Genomic DNA, 18,752 nt, shown 5'->3' on the forward strand with positions numbered 1-18,752 from the left:
TCATGCGAGCCGCTTAGACTTGCGTCATTCACCAAAATATGCAGCCAGTACATCATTAGGCGGCCCGTCCATTTTCACCCGCCCATGTTCCAGCCAGATTACTCTGTTGCAGTTCTTGGTCATCAGATCTTTTGAATGACTGGCAAGAACGAGAATCTTCGTAGAGTCCACGAGCTCACGCATACGTATATTGGCGCGCTCTTTAAAATCCTCATCACCAGTCGAAAGCCATTCATCCATGATCAGGATTTCAGGACGAACAGCCGTTGATGTCGCAAAAGCCAATCTTAACTGCATACCCGACGAATATGTACGGAATGGAACATCCAAGAATTCTCCGAGACCAGAAAAATCGGCAATCTGGTCAAATTTCTCGGCAATTTCTTCGGGCGGCATTCCCATCATCGCCGAGCGCAGACGGATATTTTCTCGTCCTGTCGCATCTGGATCTATTCCTAGATTGATATTGATCAACGATACACAGTGGCCATTAATGACCGAACTTCCATGTGTCGGGGTATAGATGCCCGACAAGACACGAAGCAACGTGGTCTTACCCGATCCGTTATGGCCGATCAACCCAACCCGATCTCCGTCCCTGAACGTCATAGAGACATCATCAAGCCCCCGCACAATCACCAGACGGTCACTGCGTCGTTCGATTTTTCCGCCTGTAGCGATGCTGAGAACTCTGTTTTTGAGTGAGCGGCTAGTCGAATTATAGATCGGAAATTCGACACTAACATTCTGAAGTTGAATTAAACTCATTTTCTACAACCAATACGCTACGCGCCAGCGATATCGCCCAAAGAACAGAATCGCAACGATCCAACCAATTATTGCGCACGCAAACCCGAACGTCCAATCAAGCAGAGATGGCGGAGAACCGAAGAGCGGAGCACGAACAAGTTCGATAAAGTGATAGAAGGGGTTCAAATCGATAAACGCTCGGGAAACGTGGTCCGGTAATATCTTCACCATCCACATGATCGGCGTCGCATAAAACAACACTTGCAGAATGTTCGTAACCACTTGGGTCATGTCGCGAAATCTCGCGCATAGAATCGCGAGAATGAGCATCATCCAAGATAAATTGATGCACAAGACTATAAAACCTGGAATTGCCCAAAGCACATTCACACTGATCATTCGACCGAGAATAAGAAGAAGAACAGGAAAAATGACAATATTATGAGCGAATATTATTATATTTCTCCAAACCGCACGCATAACATGTGTAAACAACGGCATGCGAACTTGTAGGATTATTCCGTCGGAAGACGTAAATGTCGTACATCCCTCATTCAAGCAAGTCGAGATAAAGCCCCACGTGATGACGCCAGCGCACAGATACGGCAGAAACTCACGCATCTCGCTTTGGAAGAGCGTTCCGAAAATCAAACCTAGCGCGCCGATAAACACAGCCATGTTCAACGTTAGCCAAAAAGCGCCTACCCTGGAGCGCCGATAACGTTGTGCAACATCTTGCCAGCCGAAAATTAAAGCCAAGCGATATTTGGACAGAGCTTCCGAAATGTCGCCAATGGCGACTTTAGCTCCTTTGGTTGGCTCTGCCACCACAACGTCGTGCGACACGACGGCCCTAGTCATCTCAATACTCATGGGTTCTTCCGGGCCAATCCGATATTTGTCACGAATGCCACCTTCTTGAATAAATCTAAACAACTCTCTTATGCGTAATTGAAGAAATATAGCTGCTAAGTCAACTCCGTCGTCACCCGCGAATACGGCGCATTTAGGACCCGCTCGTTATGGTAGGATATCACCGAGTATGATCTGTCATATTGGCTAGCATACACCGTTCTCTCGCAGTCGGGAGAATATTGGACCAAAACCCATACGTTTGGTGAGGGCCAAAGCTGCCATTAAGCTGAACCCAGACGACAATCAGCTTATACGATTTTTAATACAGGATGACGAGAACCAAAAGGTGTCCCGGCATCTATCAGAAGGATCTGGGAAAACGCGAGCAGCAGCTAAAAGCGTTTGATTTTTCCATCAAGTAGTGGCTGGGGCGCCTGGATTCGAACCAGGGAATGCCGGTACCAAAAACCGGTGCCTTACCGCTTGGCTACGCCCCAACAAATCAAACCGAAGCAATCGGTTGCGCGGCCTTATAGCCGCTTCATTTCGCAAGCGCAATCGCCTAATCGCGAAATCCTCGCTCATGCTCAAACTACCAGTTCGAACGTCACAATCACTTTATTGGCTTACGTCTTTCACCGGCAATACAAGCGGGGATTTGCGCGGACGCGTAAAGCTGATAATTCCTGTAACAGCTTCATTTGCCGTCGGTATCCCTATGCTTTTTTTAGCAATCTCTTCTGTATTCAGTGCAGTCCTCTGCGTTCTGGGTCTTGTGATCCTTTCTCGTCTTCTGCCCGCGACATTTCTGGCTGCGCGGATGAATTCGCGTTCGAACCACACAGTTGCGGCAAGACAGATTGGTGGATTGGCTCTGATACCGGCGACGCTTGCTACTTTGCTGATTTTCGGGGCCGATCTTGAAATTGCCAACAGGCTGTTGCTCTGCCTTGTTGGTGCATCGACCTTGCTGTGGATTATCGGCGGGCTGGACGACCGCTATGAGTTGTCCGAGATCATTCGACTCGGATCGCAGCTGCTGGCTGCCTGCCTCGTGCTTTATGGCCTGGGACCTGACTTCCGGCTTCTAGCGGATGTGCTGCCCCATTGGCTGGAAGCTGTGTTGATCGTATTTGCGCTTCTGATCGCCATCAATGTCACGAACTTTATGGACGGCCTCGATCTGATGACTGTCGCGGGGCTCGGGCTACCGCTGGCGGGTATCGCTCTGCTGGCGGCGCTTGGCCTTGCAGGCATGGAAAGCGGCGGTTTGAGCGCGGCCACTGCGGGAGGCCTGCTTGTCTTCGCATTTTTCAACCGCCCCCCTGCTCGCGTTTTTCTCGGCGATTCAGGAAGCTTGCCTCTTGGTCTGATGACTGGCACGGCCCTGCTTGTGCTGGCGCGCGAGACTCACATCGTCGTGGCATTGATTTTGCCGCTTTATTATATTCTCGATGCTGGCTCGACCATTATCATGCGTCTCGGCCAAGGCGAGAATATCCTTAAAGCGCATTCGAAACATGCTTATCAGGTCGCCAAACGCGCGGGCTGGAGCGTCCTGAAGGTCGTCGGCCATGTGGCGCTGCTCAACCTTGTCCTGATTGCCTGCGCCATCGCGCTGCTGGCGCTTGACCATCTCCTCACGCGTGTGGCTTTTCTGCTCGTTGCAGTGGTTGCAACGCTGGTGCTGCTTTTGGATTTCCGGGGGCGCTTCAGGAAGCTATGACGCTGAAGAGAACCTTGCGAACAGCGTCCAGATCGCCGCTCTCCATGGCCTTCTCAAGGCGCTGAAGGCTCTCCGGCACATTGATGGCAGCCTTGTTTCCCTTAGGTGCACGCATGATCTTCGGATGCCGTGTGGATTGCGCCTGGGACGGATCGTAGAAGAGCTCTTCATACATCTTCTCGCCTTCGCGGATGCCGGTCACTTCTATGGCGATATCGCCGCTTGGATTCTCCGCATTGCGCACGGTCAAACCGGCGAGCAGGATCATATTTTCAGCCAGATCGCGGATTTTGACCGGTTCGCCCATTTCCAGCAGTACTGTGTCGCCAGATTCGGCTATCGCGCCTGACTGGACGATCAGTTCCGCAGCTTCCTTGATCGACATGAAATAACGCGTCATGTCTTCATGGGTCAGTGTAATCGGACCGCCATTGGCGATCTGCTCGCGGAAAAGCGGCACGACCGAGCCATTCGACCCAAGCACATTGCCGAAACGGACCGAATAGAATGCCTGTTCCTTGCCTGCCTGTGCGGCCAGCAGGCCATAATAGTATACGACAAGCTCGGCCCAGCGCTTGGTCGCGCCCATGACATTCGTTGGCCGAACCGCCTTGTCAGATGAAATGAGCACCATACGTTCGACATCGGTTGCAAGTGCGGCTTCCGCCATGTCCAGCGTACCGAACACATTGTTGCAAATTCCGATCATCGGATTTTTTTCGACCAACGGCACATGCTTGTAGGCTGCACAGTGATAAACCGTATCGATGCGGTTATCGCGCAGCGCTTGCTCGACATATGTGCGATCGCGCACCGACCCCAGCACCGGCACGATCTGGCAGGAGGCGAGCTCACGCAGCTGACGCTCGATCTGATAAAGCGCAAACTCGCTCGATTCAAAAAGCACCAGACATTCGGGATTCCACTGCACGATAGTCCTGCAAAGCTCACTGCCGATGGAGCCCCCTGCGCCCGTGACTATGATACGGCGACCTTCGACTACTTCGCGCAGCAGTTCCGCGTCTGGTGGCACCGGCGAACGTCCGAGAAGGTCATCGATCTCGATATTGCGCAATGCCGATACAAGATATTTGCCTGCGCTCAGATCGGCAATCGGTGGTAAAATACGCGTATTGACCGGAAGCCGGCCAAGCAGACGCGCAAAATCTTGGCGCTGTTTTTGGTCCAGCGAGGGCTCAGACACCAGCACCTGCTTGACGCCGTAATTTTCGATGAGGCCGGGGATTTCTTCAGCTCCGTAGACGCGCAGGCCGATAATGTCCATGCCCTTGAGCTGCCCGTCCGGATCGACAAAGCCAACGACCATCGTATCGCTGTGGCTACGCAGTGCCGTTGCCAGCTGGCGCGCAGGTTCTCCGACGCCGACAATCAAGGCCGAGCTGCTAAAAGTCCTGCCGGTTTCGGCACTACGCAGCAGCCACTTCGCGCCGAAACGGCTGGCCGTAATCAGCACCGTACTCAACAGCCAGTAGAGAAGCGGCACGGAACGCGGAAGACCCGCATTGCCGTAAAGCTCCATCAGAAAGACCAGCGCGACCCAGAAAAGAGCCGCCACGGCGGTCGCCTGAAAGATCGGCCAGATGGCGCGTTCTGCCAGATAGCGGATGATCGCGCGATAAAGTCCAAACCGGATGAAAACCGGAACGGTCAAAAGTGGTGCAATGATAATCAGAAAAAGCTGTGCCTTGCTGGGGGTGAAAACAAAGCCCAGACGGATAACAAATGCCAGGTACGCACTGAGCAACAGCAGGACGCAATCGCTCAGCATCAAAATAATCTGCTTGGTCAGTCGTGGCAAAAGCGCCAGCCTTTGCCAAGGATATCTCAAACTCATACGCGCATTATCCTGCTCTCAAGACAGAGCGAAACAACTACCGCTCCTGTCAGCAGCAAAAAACTCTCTTTTTACCCGACGGATGAAGCCCTTAGCATTATTCCGCAACTGTTAGCATGAGTCCGCGAGGGGAACCATATGAATTGAGCCTCTATAAGACTAACGAACATGTTTCGGGCCGTTAAAGTGCGAGTGCGGCGTAAAAGCGTCAGAAATTGGCAATCCGTCTGGAAAATCCCGGTTTTCCAGACAGATAATCCGAAACCCACTCAGGAAATCAGGATGCCTGTCCTGAGGCTGCGCCACGCGCTGCCGTCGGAATAAGCAAGCTGCGCGCCCGCCGACGCGTCCGTCACGTAGATCAAGGCGCCGGCTCCGTGATTCGCAGCGACAGGCAGCGTGAGTTTTGAATAGGATGCAGGCCGGATCGGCCCATCAACATCGAGACGCGTCATGGGCGTATTGGCTCCAATAGCGACATTGCCCGTCGCCCGATCTACTCGCATGGCCTGACGCCATGTACCCAGATCGTCACTCACCTTGACGGTGAAATCGCTGCTGCCGTTCAGGCCCATTTCGGCATAGCCGGTCCAGTTGGTCTGGAAGAGAAGGCTCGCCGTGTCGGTCGCCGCCTGCTTGTTGACCTTGATCTGATGCCCCGCGCCTGCATTGTTGAACAGGCTTGCCGCAGCCGAAAGCGAAAAACGATTAACCGCATCCGCTGTCGCCTGAATGCCCAGCATATATACCGATAAATTGTCCGGCACGCCACCGCTGGCCAGGTTCCACAGCGTCCCATCGAAGACCAGAAGCTTCGCTTCCGCCTCGATATAGGCCTGCCACCCGATGGCGGGCTGGATGAACAGCCAGCCATCGTCGATGTAGGAGGCGATTGCTCCGGCCTTGCCGGACCACGCGCCCGTAGCAGACGACGCCACGATATAGCGTGCGCCGGCAGATGGCGTTGTCGGCGGAGTGGTCAGCGTGCGCGACTTCACGCTCAGATTCACGAACGCATCCAGCAGCCGCAAGGCTTCATTATGCGTAACGTGCTTCTGCGACTGGCTGGGCAGAATATAGGGAAGTTTCAGATTGGGTGTTTCGTCCATGTTCGGCTCCTCGCGTTTGGTTACGAGGAGTCTAGTCTTTCCGAGCAGCGCGGGGATAAGTGCGGATCAACTGCCGCGATAGGTTGAATATGACCATGGGCTGACGAGCAGCGGCACGTGATAATGACCGTCCACATCCGCCACGGCGAAGCGGATCGGAATGAGATCAAGGAAAGGCGGATTGGCCTGATCGGCACCGCGCCCTTCAAAATACTCGGCCACATGAAATTGCAGCTCGTAAATGCCGACCTGCATTTCGTCACCCGTCAGCAGCGGCGCATCAGTGCGGCCGTCCAGATTGGTGACAACGCGCTTGATCAGTTCCGGTGCGCCCTTGGTCATCCGATAGAGTTCGATGCGCATCGCCGCAGCCGGGCTGCCATGCGCTGTGTCGAGAACGTGCGTGGAAAGTCTACCCATGTTACCTCTTACCTTGCTCTCAGCTCAGGCTGGTTTGGCCGACTGGATGCGGTAAACGACATCCGGGAAGAAATATTCTTCCAGATTGTCCTCCTTGCCAGCACGGTCGACAATGAGAAAATCCGATTTCTGCTCAAGCGCCAGAAGCGGATGGTGCCAGACATTCTTGAGATAATTGACGCCCTGATCGCCCTTGGCAAAGAAAACACGCGGACGGGCGGGCTCGCCATCGGCGTCTTCAGCCACGACGACGAGAAACGGACGCCGTTCCAGCGGGATGAAAGCCTGCGAGCCGAAGGGATGCCGCTCCATCATGACGATATCGATGGGCGCTTCAAAAGACTGGCCGCGGAAAATATTGATCAGCACGCGCGCTTCCGTGCCTTCCGCCTCAACCCGCGCCAAATCGTGAAATCGCTCGGTGGAACCATTGTTGATGAGACGCCGCTCCGCGCCTTCCACCTCGATGACATCGCCGAATGGCGCGAATGCCTGCCTGGTCAGCGGCTCTACCGCGAGCGTCTCAACCTTCACCTTCGCCTCCCGAAAAACAGTACAGGAGGATGACAAAGCGTTGTCCAGCGTCACTTGTCAATCGCGAAGCAGTTTCAACGAGATATGAATAAAGGCCGAGCGCCGTCCGGCATCTACAGCCATGGTGAACATAAGCCCGGCATTAGTGTGCGGGGGCGCGTTTCACTTTTTCTTTGAAAAGCCGTAGAGCGCTGAGAAACCCAAGAGCGCAACCGCCTGCACCGCCATGATCATATAGATGAAATCGACTTTCACCCCGGCGGCAATTGCAACCAGTGCTGCGCCGATCAGGCTGAGCGAAATGAAGGAGAATATTCGGGCGAGTTGTTTGGTTTGACGAGATTCGGCGGCGAGCGATGCGGTAGCGACGCGTGACTTGGCTCTGTGCGGCATATCCAACTCCTAACCGTGATGAATACGATTCCGAATTCCGAACGCACGACCCTCTGACGTCAATTCTTGACGTTGCAGTGTCTGAATCAAAAAACGATAGGCCGTGGTGAAAATGGTGATTTCGAGGACCGGAGCGCAGCGTACTTAAAGGTACGTGAGCACCGGAAGCACAGAAATTGCCATTTGCAGATCGGCATGGCGACTTTTGGATCAGACACTCAGGCAGTTAACGTTTGAAATCCTACTATATAAGGCCTATGCCGTTTCGACAATAACACCAGTGATGAAATGGAAGAGACTTCCATGGCGCTCGTTTTCGACAGCAGTTTCTCTCCTGAATATGGGAAGCCGGTTGCGCTAAGTAAAGGGATTGTCCGCGTGACGGCCAACAATCCGAGCGCCTTTACCTTTCACGGCACCAACAGCTATATCGTCGGCCAGGACACGCTGGCGATCATCGATCCGGGTCCGGTCGACGAGGCCCATTATCAAGCCCTGCTTGCCGCCATTGCCGGACGCCCTGTCAGCCATATTTTTGTCAGCCACACGCATCGCGATCATTCGCCTTTGGCCGAGCGCCTTAAGAACCAGCTTGGCGCGCAGACGGTTGCCGAAGGCCCGCACCGGCCTGCCCGCCCCTATCATGAGGGTGAAGTGAACGTGCTTGAGGCAAGCGCCGACACGGATTTCGTGCCCGATATCGTGCTTGCCGATGGGGAAATCGTGGAAGGCGATGGCTGGGCGCTGGAAGGCCTGCACACGCCGGGCCATGCCGCGAACCATATGGCATTTGGGTTGAAAGGCACGGATATCCTGTTTTCGGCCGATCATGTGATGGCCTGGGCGACGTCCATCGTCGCGCCGCCGGACGGCTCGATGAGCGATTATATGGCTTCGCTTGAAAAACTGCTGGCCCGTGACGACCACGTCTATCTGCCCGGCCATGGCGGGGCGGTGACCAAGCCCGCCGCCTTTGTGCGCGGATTGCGTGCGCACCGCAAAATGCGCGAACGCGCGGTTTTCCAGCGGATCACGCAAGGCGACCGCACCATAGGCGACATGGTCAAGGCGATTTATCGCGATACCGATCCGCGCCTGCATGGCGCAGCAGCGCTGTCAGTACTGGCGCATCTGGAAGATCTGGTCGGGCGCGGCGAAATCGTAACCGAAGGCAATCCATCACTCGAAAGCATCTACCAGCCTGCATAGACCGCATTATTCGACGTCGGCGGGCGCCTTGTTCACTTCGCCTTCCAGGCTACCAAGAAAATCGGTGATGAAGGCCGCGTTGAGCCCCATGTCGCGCTTGCCATAACGTGAGAGCGAACGGATATCGACATAGGTGGTTTCACCTTCATCCAGCAGCCGGATGACGATATCGCTCTTGAGGCCGAGAACGAAACTATGCGCCGTCGCGACAAAGCGGGTAGCGCCTTCCTCGGGCGATGGCGCATCGTTGACGATCACCTGCCAGCCGAAACTCTTCAACACGGTCTGCACGCCCTGCGCCACGCGGTCAGGTGCTGCCTCGTAGCGGCGGCCCAGCACATCGGGATAGGCGGTGAGCTGTGTCAGCGCATCGCCGCTGATTGTCGGCGTCAGCGGGTTCATCCATTGCTGGCGGGCGGGCATGTCGGTGGGAAATTGCGGCGGCGTGTCGAAATCGGTCGAAATATCATAGAGCGCTGGCGAGCTGATCCAGAGAATGCCCAGCAGGCCAAGCGGCGCCAGCACGATGCAGGCAAACACACACGCCGTGAACGACCGCGCCCCGCCCTTGTCGCCATTGACCCAGAGATTGCGAAAACCCTTGGCTGCGCAGATCAGCGCCAGCAGGGCCAGAGCGCCACTCAGCCCCGCGGCAAGGACGAAATCGGGCGTTTCAAGCTTCCAGAAGCGGTGCAGCAGAAAGGACAGCCCCAGCAGCACGGCGGCGAAGACCCCGAACCGCAAGGCCCAGACCGCAGAACGCGACTGCCGCCGCTGATAGCGAAGTTTTCTCATCCAGAGTCCCAGAAGCACATTCCGAAAAATGCAAAGCACTTTCGGCAGAATCCCAAAACGGCCACAACATTCAGCCACGCTTATGAATAGCAGAGAGATTTGAACCCGGCAAAACATCCAGCTGCGCAGTTTTGCATAATCAGATTTACTGCCGGAAAAGCACACGTATTGCGCGATGCTAGCACCTTAAAAACGCATGAAGTGTGAGCCATTTATGGATCACTATTGCCGCCTAACAGAAAAAAGCGAGGTAAATCAATCAAAAGGGCATTGCAGCAACTTCTAATGAAGGGCATGATCAATTATTAGGGGGCTTTTTTCGGATTCGTCGGAGAGGACGGAATGAACCACGCGCCTGAAAACAGTGCCAACGGGATTGGCACCACAACCCGGTCGGGCAGCGCCGAAGAAAGCGCCCAGACGGGTCTCGAAGCGAGCACGATGACGCTCGAAGCCGTCGAGTTGGAATTTGCGCTTGGCGCGATTGATGTGCTGATCGAAGGGTTCGATGCAGCTCTTGCCCAGGCCGCAGAACGTGTCGGCGGCGAAGTTCTTTTCAACATGCCGGCGCTCGACACAAGCGAAGCCCAGCGCATCGGGGCAATCGCCATTGCGGGACAGCCGCAGGATCAGGTGATTTTCGTCACGCTGCGCAATGACGGCACAACCCTGTCAGTCGAACCGCCAAAAGGCGAGAATGCGCTTTTCGAAAGCCTCGGCCGCAACTACGCCGCCGTCATGAAAAGCCTGTCGCCGAAGGCACAGACGAACGGCGCGTGATCATTTCGGCGGGGTGGATTTTTTGACGCCCGGAACACCCGCCTGAAGATTATGTTCAGGCACCGGGTTTAGCGTCATCGATGTTTCGACATCGCGCAGCAGCACGAATTTCATACCCTTGGCCTTCAGCGCCACTATGCCTTTGGCGACGCCCTCGCCCGCCGAGCGTGTCGGCTGATTGATATGCGAGATGATGACATCGCCGTCGCGCGCCGCTGAAATGCGCCGCGCCACCGTTGGTGCCAGCAGCGATGCGCCCTGATCACCATTCAGCGAATAACCGCCGATCTTGTAGCCAAGGCTTGTGGCCAGTGCCACGGCATCTGTTGAATAGCGAGCTGTGGCGTCACGATAGAATTGCGGCTTTGGCGCACCAGCGCCAACAATGGCCGTCGAACCGCCCTCGATCTCCGAGCGGACGGCATCCAGCGACCCGGCGGTCTTGATGCCATACATGGTCGGCACATTGGTAAGAGCGGGAACATGCATCGCGCCGTGATCCTCAATCGCGAACAGATCAGGATTGGCCTTCATGACCGCGAATGCTTCAGTGTTCTGTTTCAACCAGCGCCCGGTCACAAAAATCGTGGCGGGAATGCGCTCCTTGACCAGCGTATCGAGAATACGGTGATCCGTCTTGCCCATACAGGCATCCAGCGTCAGCGCCACCTGCGGCGTTGCAGCCCCGCCCCGCGCTATGCGCAGCTGCGGTTCGACAATACGAATCTTTTCCGGCTTTGCCGCATCCTGCGGTGAAACCTCGACAGCGCCTGCCGCGCTGCACGTGAAAACAAGCGCGGCCCCCGCCGCAGAAATGAAACGACGCATGGCCCGTTCTTCTGAAAGTGTAAATTTCGAAGGATTTTAATATTGCGGGCAAAATTGTCCAGTGCGTCGATCCGATTGAATCGGAACGGCATTCTAACCGTTTGTTTTCTTGATATTTTTACTGATAACGCAGGCGCGTAAACCAGCCCGTCAGGCTGATTTCCCACTGATTTTGCCGCAAAAGCGCCCCTATTTCTCCCGGGCGCTTTCTATGACGTTACGCCTTACGCACGGCTGCCTGTGCGGCGGCGAGCCGCGCAATCGGCACGCGGAACGGCGAGCAGGAGACATAATCGAGCCCGGTTTTTTCGCAGAAGGCAATCGACGACGGGTCACCGCCATGCTCGCCGCAAATGCCAAGCTTGATCTTGTCGCGCGTCTTGCGTCCGCGTTCTGCAGCAATCTGCACCAGTTCGCCCACGCCATCCACATCGAGCGACACGAACGGATCCTGCTCCACAACACCGCGTTGCTGGTAGGTGGTGAGGAAGCCTGCCGCATCATCACGCGAAATGCCGAAAGTGGTCTGGGTCAGGTCGTTGGTGCCGAACGAGAAGAACTCCGCCGTTTCGGCGATTTCCGCTGCCCGCAGAGCGGCACGCGGCAGTTCGATCATCGTGCCGACCATATAGTCGATCTTGACGCCCGCTTCCTTCATGACGTCCTGCGCCACGGCATCAATGCGCCCCTTGACGAAATCCAGTTCCGCCTTGAGGCCGACTAGCGGCACCATGACTTCCGGCACCACCGGCTCGCCGGTCTTCTTGCCTGCAACAACTGCAGCCTCGAAAATCGCCCGCGCCTGCATTTCCGCAATTTCCGGATAGGAAATTGCCAGACGGCAGCCGCGATGGCCGAGCATCGGGTTGAACTCATGCAGGCTTTCGGCGCGCTCGCGCAGCTTTGCCGCGTCCACGCCCATGGAACTTGCGACTTCCGCCACTTCCTCATCCGTATGCGGCAGGAATTCATGCAGCGGCGGATCGAGCAGGCGGATCGTGACTGGCAGGCCCTTCATGATTTCGAACAGCTCGGCAAAGTCCGAACGCTGCATCGGCAGAAGCTTGGTCAGCGCTGCGCGACGGCCCTCTTCATTATCCGAGAGGATCATTTCGCGCATCGCAACGATGCGGCTTCCCTCGAAGAACATATGCTCGGTACGGCACAGGCCAATGCCTTCCGCACCGAAAGACCGTGCTGTGCGGGCGTCCGCCGGTGTTTCCGCATTGGCACGCACTTTCATGCGGCGCTGGCGGTCGGCCCATTCCATCAGCTGGCCGAAGTCACCGGAAAGCTCTGGTTGGAGCATGGCAACAGCACCCTTCAGCACCTGCCCGCTGGAACCGTCGATGGTGACGATATCGCCCTTCTTGAAGGTCTGTCCGGCTGCCAGCATGGTGCCATTGCGATAATCGACGCGCAACGATCCTGCACCCGAAACGCAAGGCTTGCCCATGCCACGCGCCACGACCGCCGCATGGCTGGTCATGCCGCCGCGTGTCGTCAGAATGCCTTCTGCCGCATGCATGCCGTGAATGTCTTCCGGGCTGGTTTCGATACGAACCAGAATGACCTTGCGGCCTTCCGATTTTGCCTGTTCGGCATCTTCCGACGAGAAGACGATCTCACCCGTCGCAGCGCCCGGAGAGGCAGGCAGGCCCTGACCGACGATCTGGCGCTCGGCGCGGGGATCGATGGTCGGATGCAACAGCTGGTCCAGGGCTGCCGGGTCGATGCGCAGCACGGCTTCTTCTTCGGTAATCAGCCCTTCACCAGCCATTTCGACCGCCATTTTCAGAGCGGCCTTGGCAGTGCGCTTGCCCGAACGGGTCTGGAGCATCCAGAGCTTACCGCGCTCGATGGTGAATTCCAGATCCTGCATGTCGCGATAGTGCTGTTCCAGCCTGTCGGCGACTTTCAGGAATTCGCCAAAAGCTTCCGGCATCACCTTTTCAAGCGACGGCTTGTCGGAACCGGCAGCGATACGCGCTTCTTCGGTGATGTTCTGTGGCGTACGTATGCCCGCCACCACGTCTTCGCCCTGTGCATTGACGAGGAATTCGCCGTAAAGCTTCTTCTCGCCGGTCGAGGGATTGCGGGTGAAGGCGACGCCCGTGGCGGAGGTCTCGCCCATATTGCCGAACACCATGGCCTGCACATTGACCGCCGTGCCCCAGGCCGCCGGAATGTTGTGCAAACGGCGATAGGTGATGGCGCGCGCATTCATCCAGCTGGAGAAAACAGCGCCGATGGCGCCCCAAAGCTGCTCATGCGGATCCTGCGGGAAAGGCTGGCCCAGCTCTTCCTCGACCTTGGCCTTGTAGAGCGAAATCACGTCTTTCCAGTCTTCAGCCGTCAGCGCGGTATCGACATCGACGGCCAGATCGTCCTTCTTGTCTTCAAGAATTTCTTCGAAGAAGCCATGATCGACGCCCAGCACCACATCCGAATACATCTGGATGAAACGACGGTAGCTGTCATAGGCAAAACGCTCGTCACCGGCTTCCCGGGCGATGGCCTGCACCGTTTCATCATTGAGGCCGAGATTGAGCACCGTATCCATCATGCCGGGCATGGAAGCCCGCGCGCCGGAACGAACCGATACCAGCAGCGGCTTGTCGGCATCGCCGAAATTGCGGCCAGTCACCCTGGCGATATGGACAAGCGCCGCACGCACCTGCTCGTCCAGTTCGGAGGGGTAATTGCGATCGTGGTCGTAATAATATGTGCAGACTTCGGTGGTAATCGTAAAGCCGGGCGGTACGGGCAGACCGAGGCTGCTCATTTCAGCCAGGTTCGCTCCCTTGCCGCCGAGGAGATTGCGATCTCTCGCAGCGCCCTCTGCCTTGCCGTCGCCGAATGTGTACACCCACTTCGCCATCATGGCCTCCCTTTATGCAGGACCGGTTCAAATAAAGGCTTGCAACAATTGCAAGTACTCCCAGAACCTGCTTTCCGTTGCTTATGCGATCCGCAGGGCCGCTGCCAACCAAAAAGCACGGGCCGCGACAATAGAATCGATTAGAGCGGGACCGGTGGGGGAGCGAGCTAGCTTTATTGGCCAGACGATGAAAAAATATGCGATTAATCCGCTTTATGAAACAGGTAGCAGAATCGCGCGATGGCGTGATTGAGACAATGGACGTTCTAGTGCAGCGGAATCCTGAGAGAGACGTTGGGCATAATCGTGTGCTTGAACGTTTCTGCTATGCCAGCCATCCAGTCGAACTAGGGGCTATTCCACTGGATCAGAGAGAAGATTTTTCAAACAGTTGTCCCGCTTCCTCCAGCTGTATACGTAACAGCAGGAGCTAGCCTCGCAGACGTAATTGACTGACCTCGGACCGAGTAACTCCCCCAATAGACAGCGGTCGTTTTTCGCGATGAAATCAATCAAATCGAGTATTGCCTTTTTATATGGCCTCTTCAGTGGCGGAAGTTTAAAGAGCATCGGCAAACCGAACTGAGAAAACTTTTTTTCAGATTTCCGTCCCAAACATACGTATGGACCGCTTTTTTCAAAACCCAGGCCGAACGTTAGGAGAGACCAAATTCCAATGAACGTGACCAAGTCCAGAGCCTCCACCCGAAGGTGAAGCCCGCTCGCGGTGGGCCTAATAAATGCCCGACCGTCACCAAATCCGATAACTCTGTTACGCCCAGAGATTTCAACCGACCGAAAATATGCGCTGTACGCAAGGCATAGCAGTTTTGCCGCTTCGTCTGGATTTGAAAGGCGCACGAACGTTTCAGTACAGAATTTACATTTCGGGTTCATCACTACAAGAGCCTTGAGTTTATCACTACTGATATGCAGTGAGCTTTTGATCAATCCGGCAGCCGTTTCCCGACAATGAGGCGAGGACCGGAAAAGTGTTGCGGTACATCCTTGAAACCAGGTACCGACACGGCGGATGCGAAGTGTTTTTCAATGGAATGATGGCCTTCAGAATCTGTCCTGTCCGGTCTTGAGCCAGTTGGGTTACCCCTTACCAATCAGGAGCTCTTTGACTGCGTTGCAAAAATTCTCGATCTGATCCGCCTGATGGCTGGCGGTGAGAGAGACACGTAATCCTGCGTCGCCCCTGGCTACCGTTGGAAAGAAAATTGCTGATGCGTAGAAATTGTTCTTCAAAAGCTCCTGGGCACACCCAATGGATGTCATTTCATCGCCGATGCGGATAATGCGGATCGGCAGTGCGGAGCCCGATTGAGCTGTGGGAATCAGTCTGTCGAAAAGTGCGATATTGTCCTGCAATGCAGCCTGTCGTTGCCCTAGCTCTGAAGACTGATGGATTTCAGCTGAAGCCAGCCCAGCACCAATAGCGGCAGTATTGAGTGACGCTGAGAATGCATGCGCAATGGCATAACGACGAAACAAACTTTCCTGGTGAGCGGTTCCAAGCATCAGCAGCCCCCCAGATGCTCCAAATCCCTTGCCTAACGATGTGACGATTATGGTTCGATCTCCAAGGTTATCGAACTGGGATCTCGCATAACCCTGCCCTTTGTTTCCGACAACGGACACACCGTGTGCATCGTCAATATAGAGAAACAAGCCGTATTTTTCTTGTAAACGTTTCAATTCATCGATGTGCGCGCTGCCTCCCATGGAGTACACGCCATCGCAAATGTAAGCTACGCTTCGGTTTTTTTTACAGATGTCCTCAAGCATTTCATAGTCGTTGTGAGGAATCGTTTGAACGGCGGTTTCATCGGCCACTGTTTTTTTATGGTAGGCAAGGGTCGCGTGAGCAAAGCGATCGAAAACCATCGTCGGCTTTATACCGTCTGTCAGATGACCAGAAGCAACCAATGGGAGTGCACTCATGTTAGCGGCCAAAACGGTCGTATAAGTAATAGAGCGGGCTTCGAAGAGCTTTGAAAGCACCTCTTCGAGTTCGACAAGCTGCGCGAAGTTCAGCCTTGTCCGCGCGCACGACCAGTGCAAACTGCCGTTTTGTCGAACTGCCTCAATGGCTCCCGCGACAATACGTGGGTGGTTGTCCAACCCTAGATAGGAACACCGAACAAAATCAACGATGGTCTCGTTGCAACCACGTAGCTGGACCTGGCGTCCTTCTCTCGGGTCGGCATAAAGTGCCATAACACCTTGAAGATGGGCAGCGTCAAAATGGGAGTCTGCAATACCGATCAACTTGGCCGTGTTACGGACACCCGTTCCAGATAGAGCTTGAGACGATTCAAACGAATTCTTTGGCATCACATCCTCCATTGTGGTGCCAGTATGAAAACTTCCTGAATGACTTCTCGCAACAAAGCAATTAAGAAGAATTATCAGATATATTATTCACAAAATTTATATTCTTGTCATTTTTGAGTTTATTGCGAAAGTTCGAATGCATATCCGGTCGTATGAACTGTTCGGATAAGGTTCTTTCCGGTCAGTTTCCATAGCTGACGCCTCAGATTACCAACGTGTACGTCTACGGTTCGCGGCTGGACATAGTGATGCGGCGGCCAACCGATTTTGATCAATTGCTCTCGCTTCATGACCTGGCCCGGTGCGGCAATGAACCCTCGCAAAATTCGAAACTCGGTGGGTGTCAACCGTATTTCCATTTCACCGTGTCTCAGGATCCTTTCGCCTGACAGGATATTCAGTTCGCCAACATGGCCAATACAATGGCGATCGGACGCTAACGTTTTGCGCTCCAAAGATGAGGTTTGCCGGTCGTGTAAAAATGACAGCACTCGCTCGGGCACGAAAGGATGAGGGAAAAATTCGTCGAATCCAGCCTGCAAAAAATCCAGAAAATTCAGCGAATTGCAAGATTGAGCCAGCGCTACGAGAATTATATCTCTGGTGGCGGAATTTTGTTTAATAGCAGCACAAAACTCAAGAATGGGTTCTGTGTTCTCGCTTGTATCAAACAATATCGCATATGGGATTGCTTCCGTTGCCAAGTTCGATGGAGCCTGCAGGCTCATGAGGCTCGGCTTATAGCCGGCAACACTGAGAATGTGACTAAGTATGAGGTAGTTCTGCGGATTTTGTGTGCAGATCTTTACGTTAAGATTCACGGCCAGCATTCTCCGTCGATATCGATGTTGCGACATAAAATATCAAGTTTATGAAGAATTTTAATAAGAATTATTAATAGGTCAATATTTATGTGAATATTTATACACTGATAGAAATGTTGTTCACTTTTTTGTTATATCAAATCGATGTATAAATATTTCTTATGATGCACGATGGACAATGACCACACCGACATTTCACATCCTTGAAACTTCGAGCTTGTCACTCAGGGCTGCGTTCGTTCGTGTGATGTTCCCGTACCGGAGGCTGACTGTTTTCGCTTGTGCGGGTAAAATTTACAGTTCAGCGCGCTCCGAAGATATCAAGGCGCCGGCACTGAAACGGTCCGGCATATCCTTGCGTACTATCGCGATGTTCAACCTCGAACCCACATATTCCAACTCTGCAGCAACTTCCTGGCATTCTCGTTGATCCATTTGGCATCTGGAACCACGACGGTGTCTCGAACTTGTGTTGCTGTTGGCATGAAGCGCTTAGTTTCCTCGGACATCAATGCAATTGCCTCCGTGCTCGGCGGCGTACAGGCCAAGACATCGCACGCTTTGGCCTGCGCGGCCGGATTATCAAGCCAAAAAGCTATAAGTTTAAGGGCATTTTCGCGATTTGGCGCTCCTCGCACGAGCGCAATGCGATCGCCAACCAAGAACGATGCTTCATAGGACCAACCAATTGGGAGACCTTCAGTTTGCAGTGCACGTGCACGGGTAAGCCAGATTTGACCCAGCGCGTATTCGTTGTTTCGAAATCCTTGTACACTTTGATCGCCACTCTTCCACCATAACGAGACGGCTGGACGGATTTCATCCAGCTTTTTGAATGCTCGGTCGACATCGAGTGGGAAAAGTTCGTCACGTTTCACACCGTCAGCAAGCAATGCAGCAGCCAATATGCGCCACGGATCGTCAAAATTCGGGAATGCTCGACCTCCGGGAAACTCGGCGATATTCCACATATCTGCCCATGTCCGTGGTTCCCGCTGGCCTTGCTTTTCTTTTCGGTAGACGAGCAATGTTGCGGTCGACTGGAGCAAAGCACCGCCTGACGCACAAGCGTTCGCCGCCAAATCGGGTCGTTTGGCGAATGCCCTACAAAACTCGCTGAGATCTTCGGTTACGAGCCGGTGAGCTTCCGATTCCGATTGGATTTCTCCATCGAGATAAAGATCCCATGAAACGTTTCCGGCTTTGACCATTGCTGAGGCTTTGGCCCGCATCTCCGAATTGGTTGCGGATACAATTTTTACGCGGATCCCCGTCTGCTCTGTAAATGGATCGAACCAGGCCTCCTTTAGTGCGCGATCGTAAGCTCCTCCCGTTGATGCGATCACGACCTCGCTGGCCGATGTCGCGCTGGCGTACGCATTTATCGCAAGCGTTATCGTCGCGACGGCCATGGATCGGTGGGCGAATTCGGTCACTTCATGAAGTGTCA

At 54.5% G+C, this 18,752-nt stretch carries 16 protein-coding genes and 1 tRNA gene; 3 read left to right on the forward strand and 14 right to left on the reverse strand.

Annotated elements, in window-relative coordinates; genetic code table 11:
- Positions 1-24: 24 nt before the first annotated feature.
- The 3 genes from JAU75_RS04465 to JAU75_RS04475 form a co-directional block, all read right to left on the reverse strand.
- Positions 25-768, reverse strand: coding sequence for an ABC transporter ATP-binding protein (locus tag JAU75_RS04465; RefSeq protein WP_121539532.1), 744 nt, complete (start codon positions 766-768; stop codon positions 25-27).
- Positions 769-771: 3 nt separating this feature from the next.
- A complete protein-coding gene (locus JAU75_RS04470) occupies positions 772-1,623 on the reverse strand; it encodes an ABC transporter permease (RefSeq protein WP_199054988.1) in 852 nt (283 codons plus the stop codon).
- 404 nt (positions 1,624-2,027) lie between these two features.
- Positions 2,028-2,102, reverse strand: a tRNA-Gln gene (locus JAU75_RS04475).
- Positions 2,103-2,323: 221 nt separating this feature from the next.
- Between JAU75_RS04475 and JAU75_RS04480 the strand changes: the two genes are divergently transcribed.
- Positions 2,324-3,331: a glycosyltransferase family 4 protein gene (locus JAU75_RS04480; RefSeq protein ID WP_199054989.1), complete on the forward strand. Its 1,008-nt coding sequence runs from the start codon at positions 2,324-2,326 to the stop codon at positions 3,329-3,331.
- On the opposite strand, the gene JAU75_RS04485 is transcribed toward JAU75_RS04480, so the two are convergent.
- The 5 genes from JAU75_RS04485 to JAU75_RS04505 all read right to left on the reverse strand — a co-directional run bounded on the left by JAU75_RS04485 (position 3,318) and on the right by JAU75_RS04505 (position 7,642).
- Entirely contained in the window at positions 3,318-5,186 is a 1,869-nt protein-coding gene (locus tag JAU75_RS04485) for a nucleoside-diphosphate sugar epimerase/dehydratase (RefSeq protein WP_199054990.1), read from the reverse strand. The two genes, JAU75_RS04480 and JAU75_RS04485, sit on opposite strands and share 14 nt — an antisense overlap.
- A gap of 269 nt (positions 5,187-5,455) precedes the next feature.
- Positions 5,456-6,295, reverse strand: a complete 840-nt coding sequence (locus JAU75_RS04490; protein ID WP_199054992.1) for a DUF2793 domain-containing protein — start codon at positions 6,293-6,295, stop codon at positions 5,456-5,458.
- A gap of 66 nt (positions 6,296-6,361) precedes the next feature.
- Positions 6,362-6,715, reverse strand: a complete 354-nt coding sequence (uraH, locus tag JAU75_RS04495) for a hydroxyisourate hydrolase (RefSeq protein WP_199054997.1) — start codon at positions 6,713-6,715, stop codon at positions 6,362-6,364.
- A gap of 24 nt (positions 6,716-6,739) precedes the next feature.
- The gene (locus JAU75_RS04500) at positions 6,740-7,249 is read right to left on the reverse strand and encodes an ureidoglycolate lyase (protein WP_199054999.1); all 510 of its coding nucleotides are present in this window, start codon (positions 7,247-7,249) and stop codon (positions 6,740-6,742) included.
- 162 nt (positions 7,250-7,411) lie between these two features.
- The gene (locus JAU75_RS04505) at positions 7,412-7,642 is read right to left on the reverse strand and encodes a hypothetical protein (protein WP_199055001.1); all 231 of its coding nucleotides are present in this window, start codon (positions 7,640-7,642) and stop codon (positions 7,412-7,414) included.
- Positions 7,643-7,945: 303 nt separating this feature from the next.
- Here JAU75_RS04505 and JAU75_RS04510 point away from each other — a divergent pair, with 303 nt between their 5' ends.
- Positions 7,946-8,851 (forward strand): MBL fold metallo-hydrolase, encoded by a 906-nt coding sequence (locus JAU75_RS04510; RefSeq protein WP_199055003.1) that lies wholly within the window; start codon positions 7,946-7,948, stop codon positions 8,849-8,851.
- Positions 8,852-8,857: 6 nt separating this feature from the next.
- Here JAU75_RS04510 and JAU75_RS04515 read toward each other — a convergent pair whose 3' ends face one another.
- On the reverse strand, positions 8,858-9,646 hold the full coding sequence (locus JAU75_RS04515) for a DUF1499 domain-containing protein (RefSeq protein WP_199055005.1): 789 nt from the start codon (positions 9,644-9,646) through the stop codon (positions 8,858-8,860).
- Between the two features lie 441 nt (positions 9,647-10,087).
- On the opposite strand from JAU75_RS04515, the gene JAU75_RS24035 reads away from it, so the two are divergent.
- Positions 10,088-10,426, forward strand: a complete 339-nt coding sequence (locus JAU75_RS24035) for a hypothetical protein (RefSeq protein ID WP_247880409.1) — start codon at positions 10,088-10,090, stop codon at positions 10,424-10,426.
- On the opposite strand, the gene JAU75_RS04525 is transcribed toward JAU75_RS24035, so the two are convergent.
- From JAU75_RS04525 to JAU75_RS04545, 5 genes are all read right to left on the reverse strand, one after another.
- Entirely contained in the window at positions 10,427-11,254 is an 828-nt protein-coding gene (locus tag JAU75_RS04525; protein ID WP_199055012.1) for a polysaccharide deacetylase family protein, read from the reverse strand. It lies immediately after the preceding gene.
- Between the two features lie 217 nt (positions 11,255-11,471).
- The gene (ppdK, locus tag JAU75_RS04530) at positions 11,472-14,135 is read right to left on the reverse strand and encodes a pyruvate, phosphate dikinase (protein ID WP_199055013.1); all 2,664 of its coding nucleotides are present in this window, start codon (positions 14,133-14,135) and stop codon (positions 11,472-11,474) included.
- 1,101 nt (positions 14,136-15,236) lie between these two features.
- A complete protein-coding gene (locus tag JAU75_RS04535; RefSeq protein ID WP_199055014.1) occupies positions 15,237-16,478 on the reverse strand; it encodes an aminotransferase class I/II-fold pyridoxal phosphate-dependent enzyme in 1,242 nt (413 codons plus the stop codon).
- A 119-nt stretch (positions 16,479-16,597) separates the two neighbouring features.
- Positions 16,598-17,308, reverse strand: coding sequence for a winged helix-turn-helix domain-containing protein (locus tag JAU75_RS04540; protein ID WP_247880392.1), 711 nt, complete (start codon positions 17,306-17,308; stop codon positions 16,598-16,600).
- A 368-nt stretch (positions 17,309-17,676) separates the two neighbouring features.
- Positions 17,677-18,714 carry an ABC transporter substrate-binding protein gene (locus JAU75_RS04545; protein WP_371836123.1) on the reverse strand — a complete coding sequence of 346 codons (1,038 nt, stop codon included), beginning with the start codon at positions 18,712-18,714 and terminating at the stop codon, positions 17,677-17,679.
- Positions 18,715-18,752: the final 38 nt, after the last annotated feature.

This window comes from Ochrobactrum sp. Q0168, assembly GCF_016427605.1.
Classification (GTDB): domain Bacteria; phylum Pseudomonadota; class Alphaproteobacteria; order Rhizobiales; family Rhizobiaceae; genus Brucella.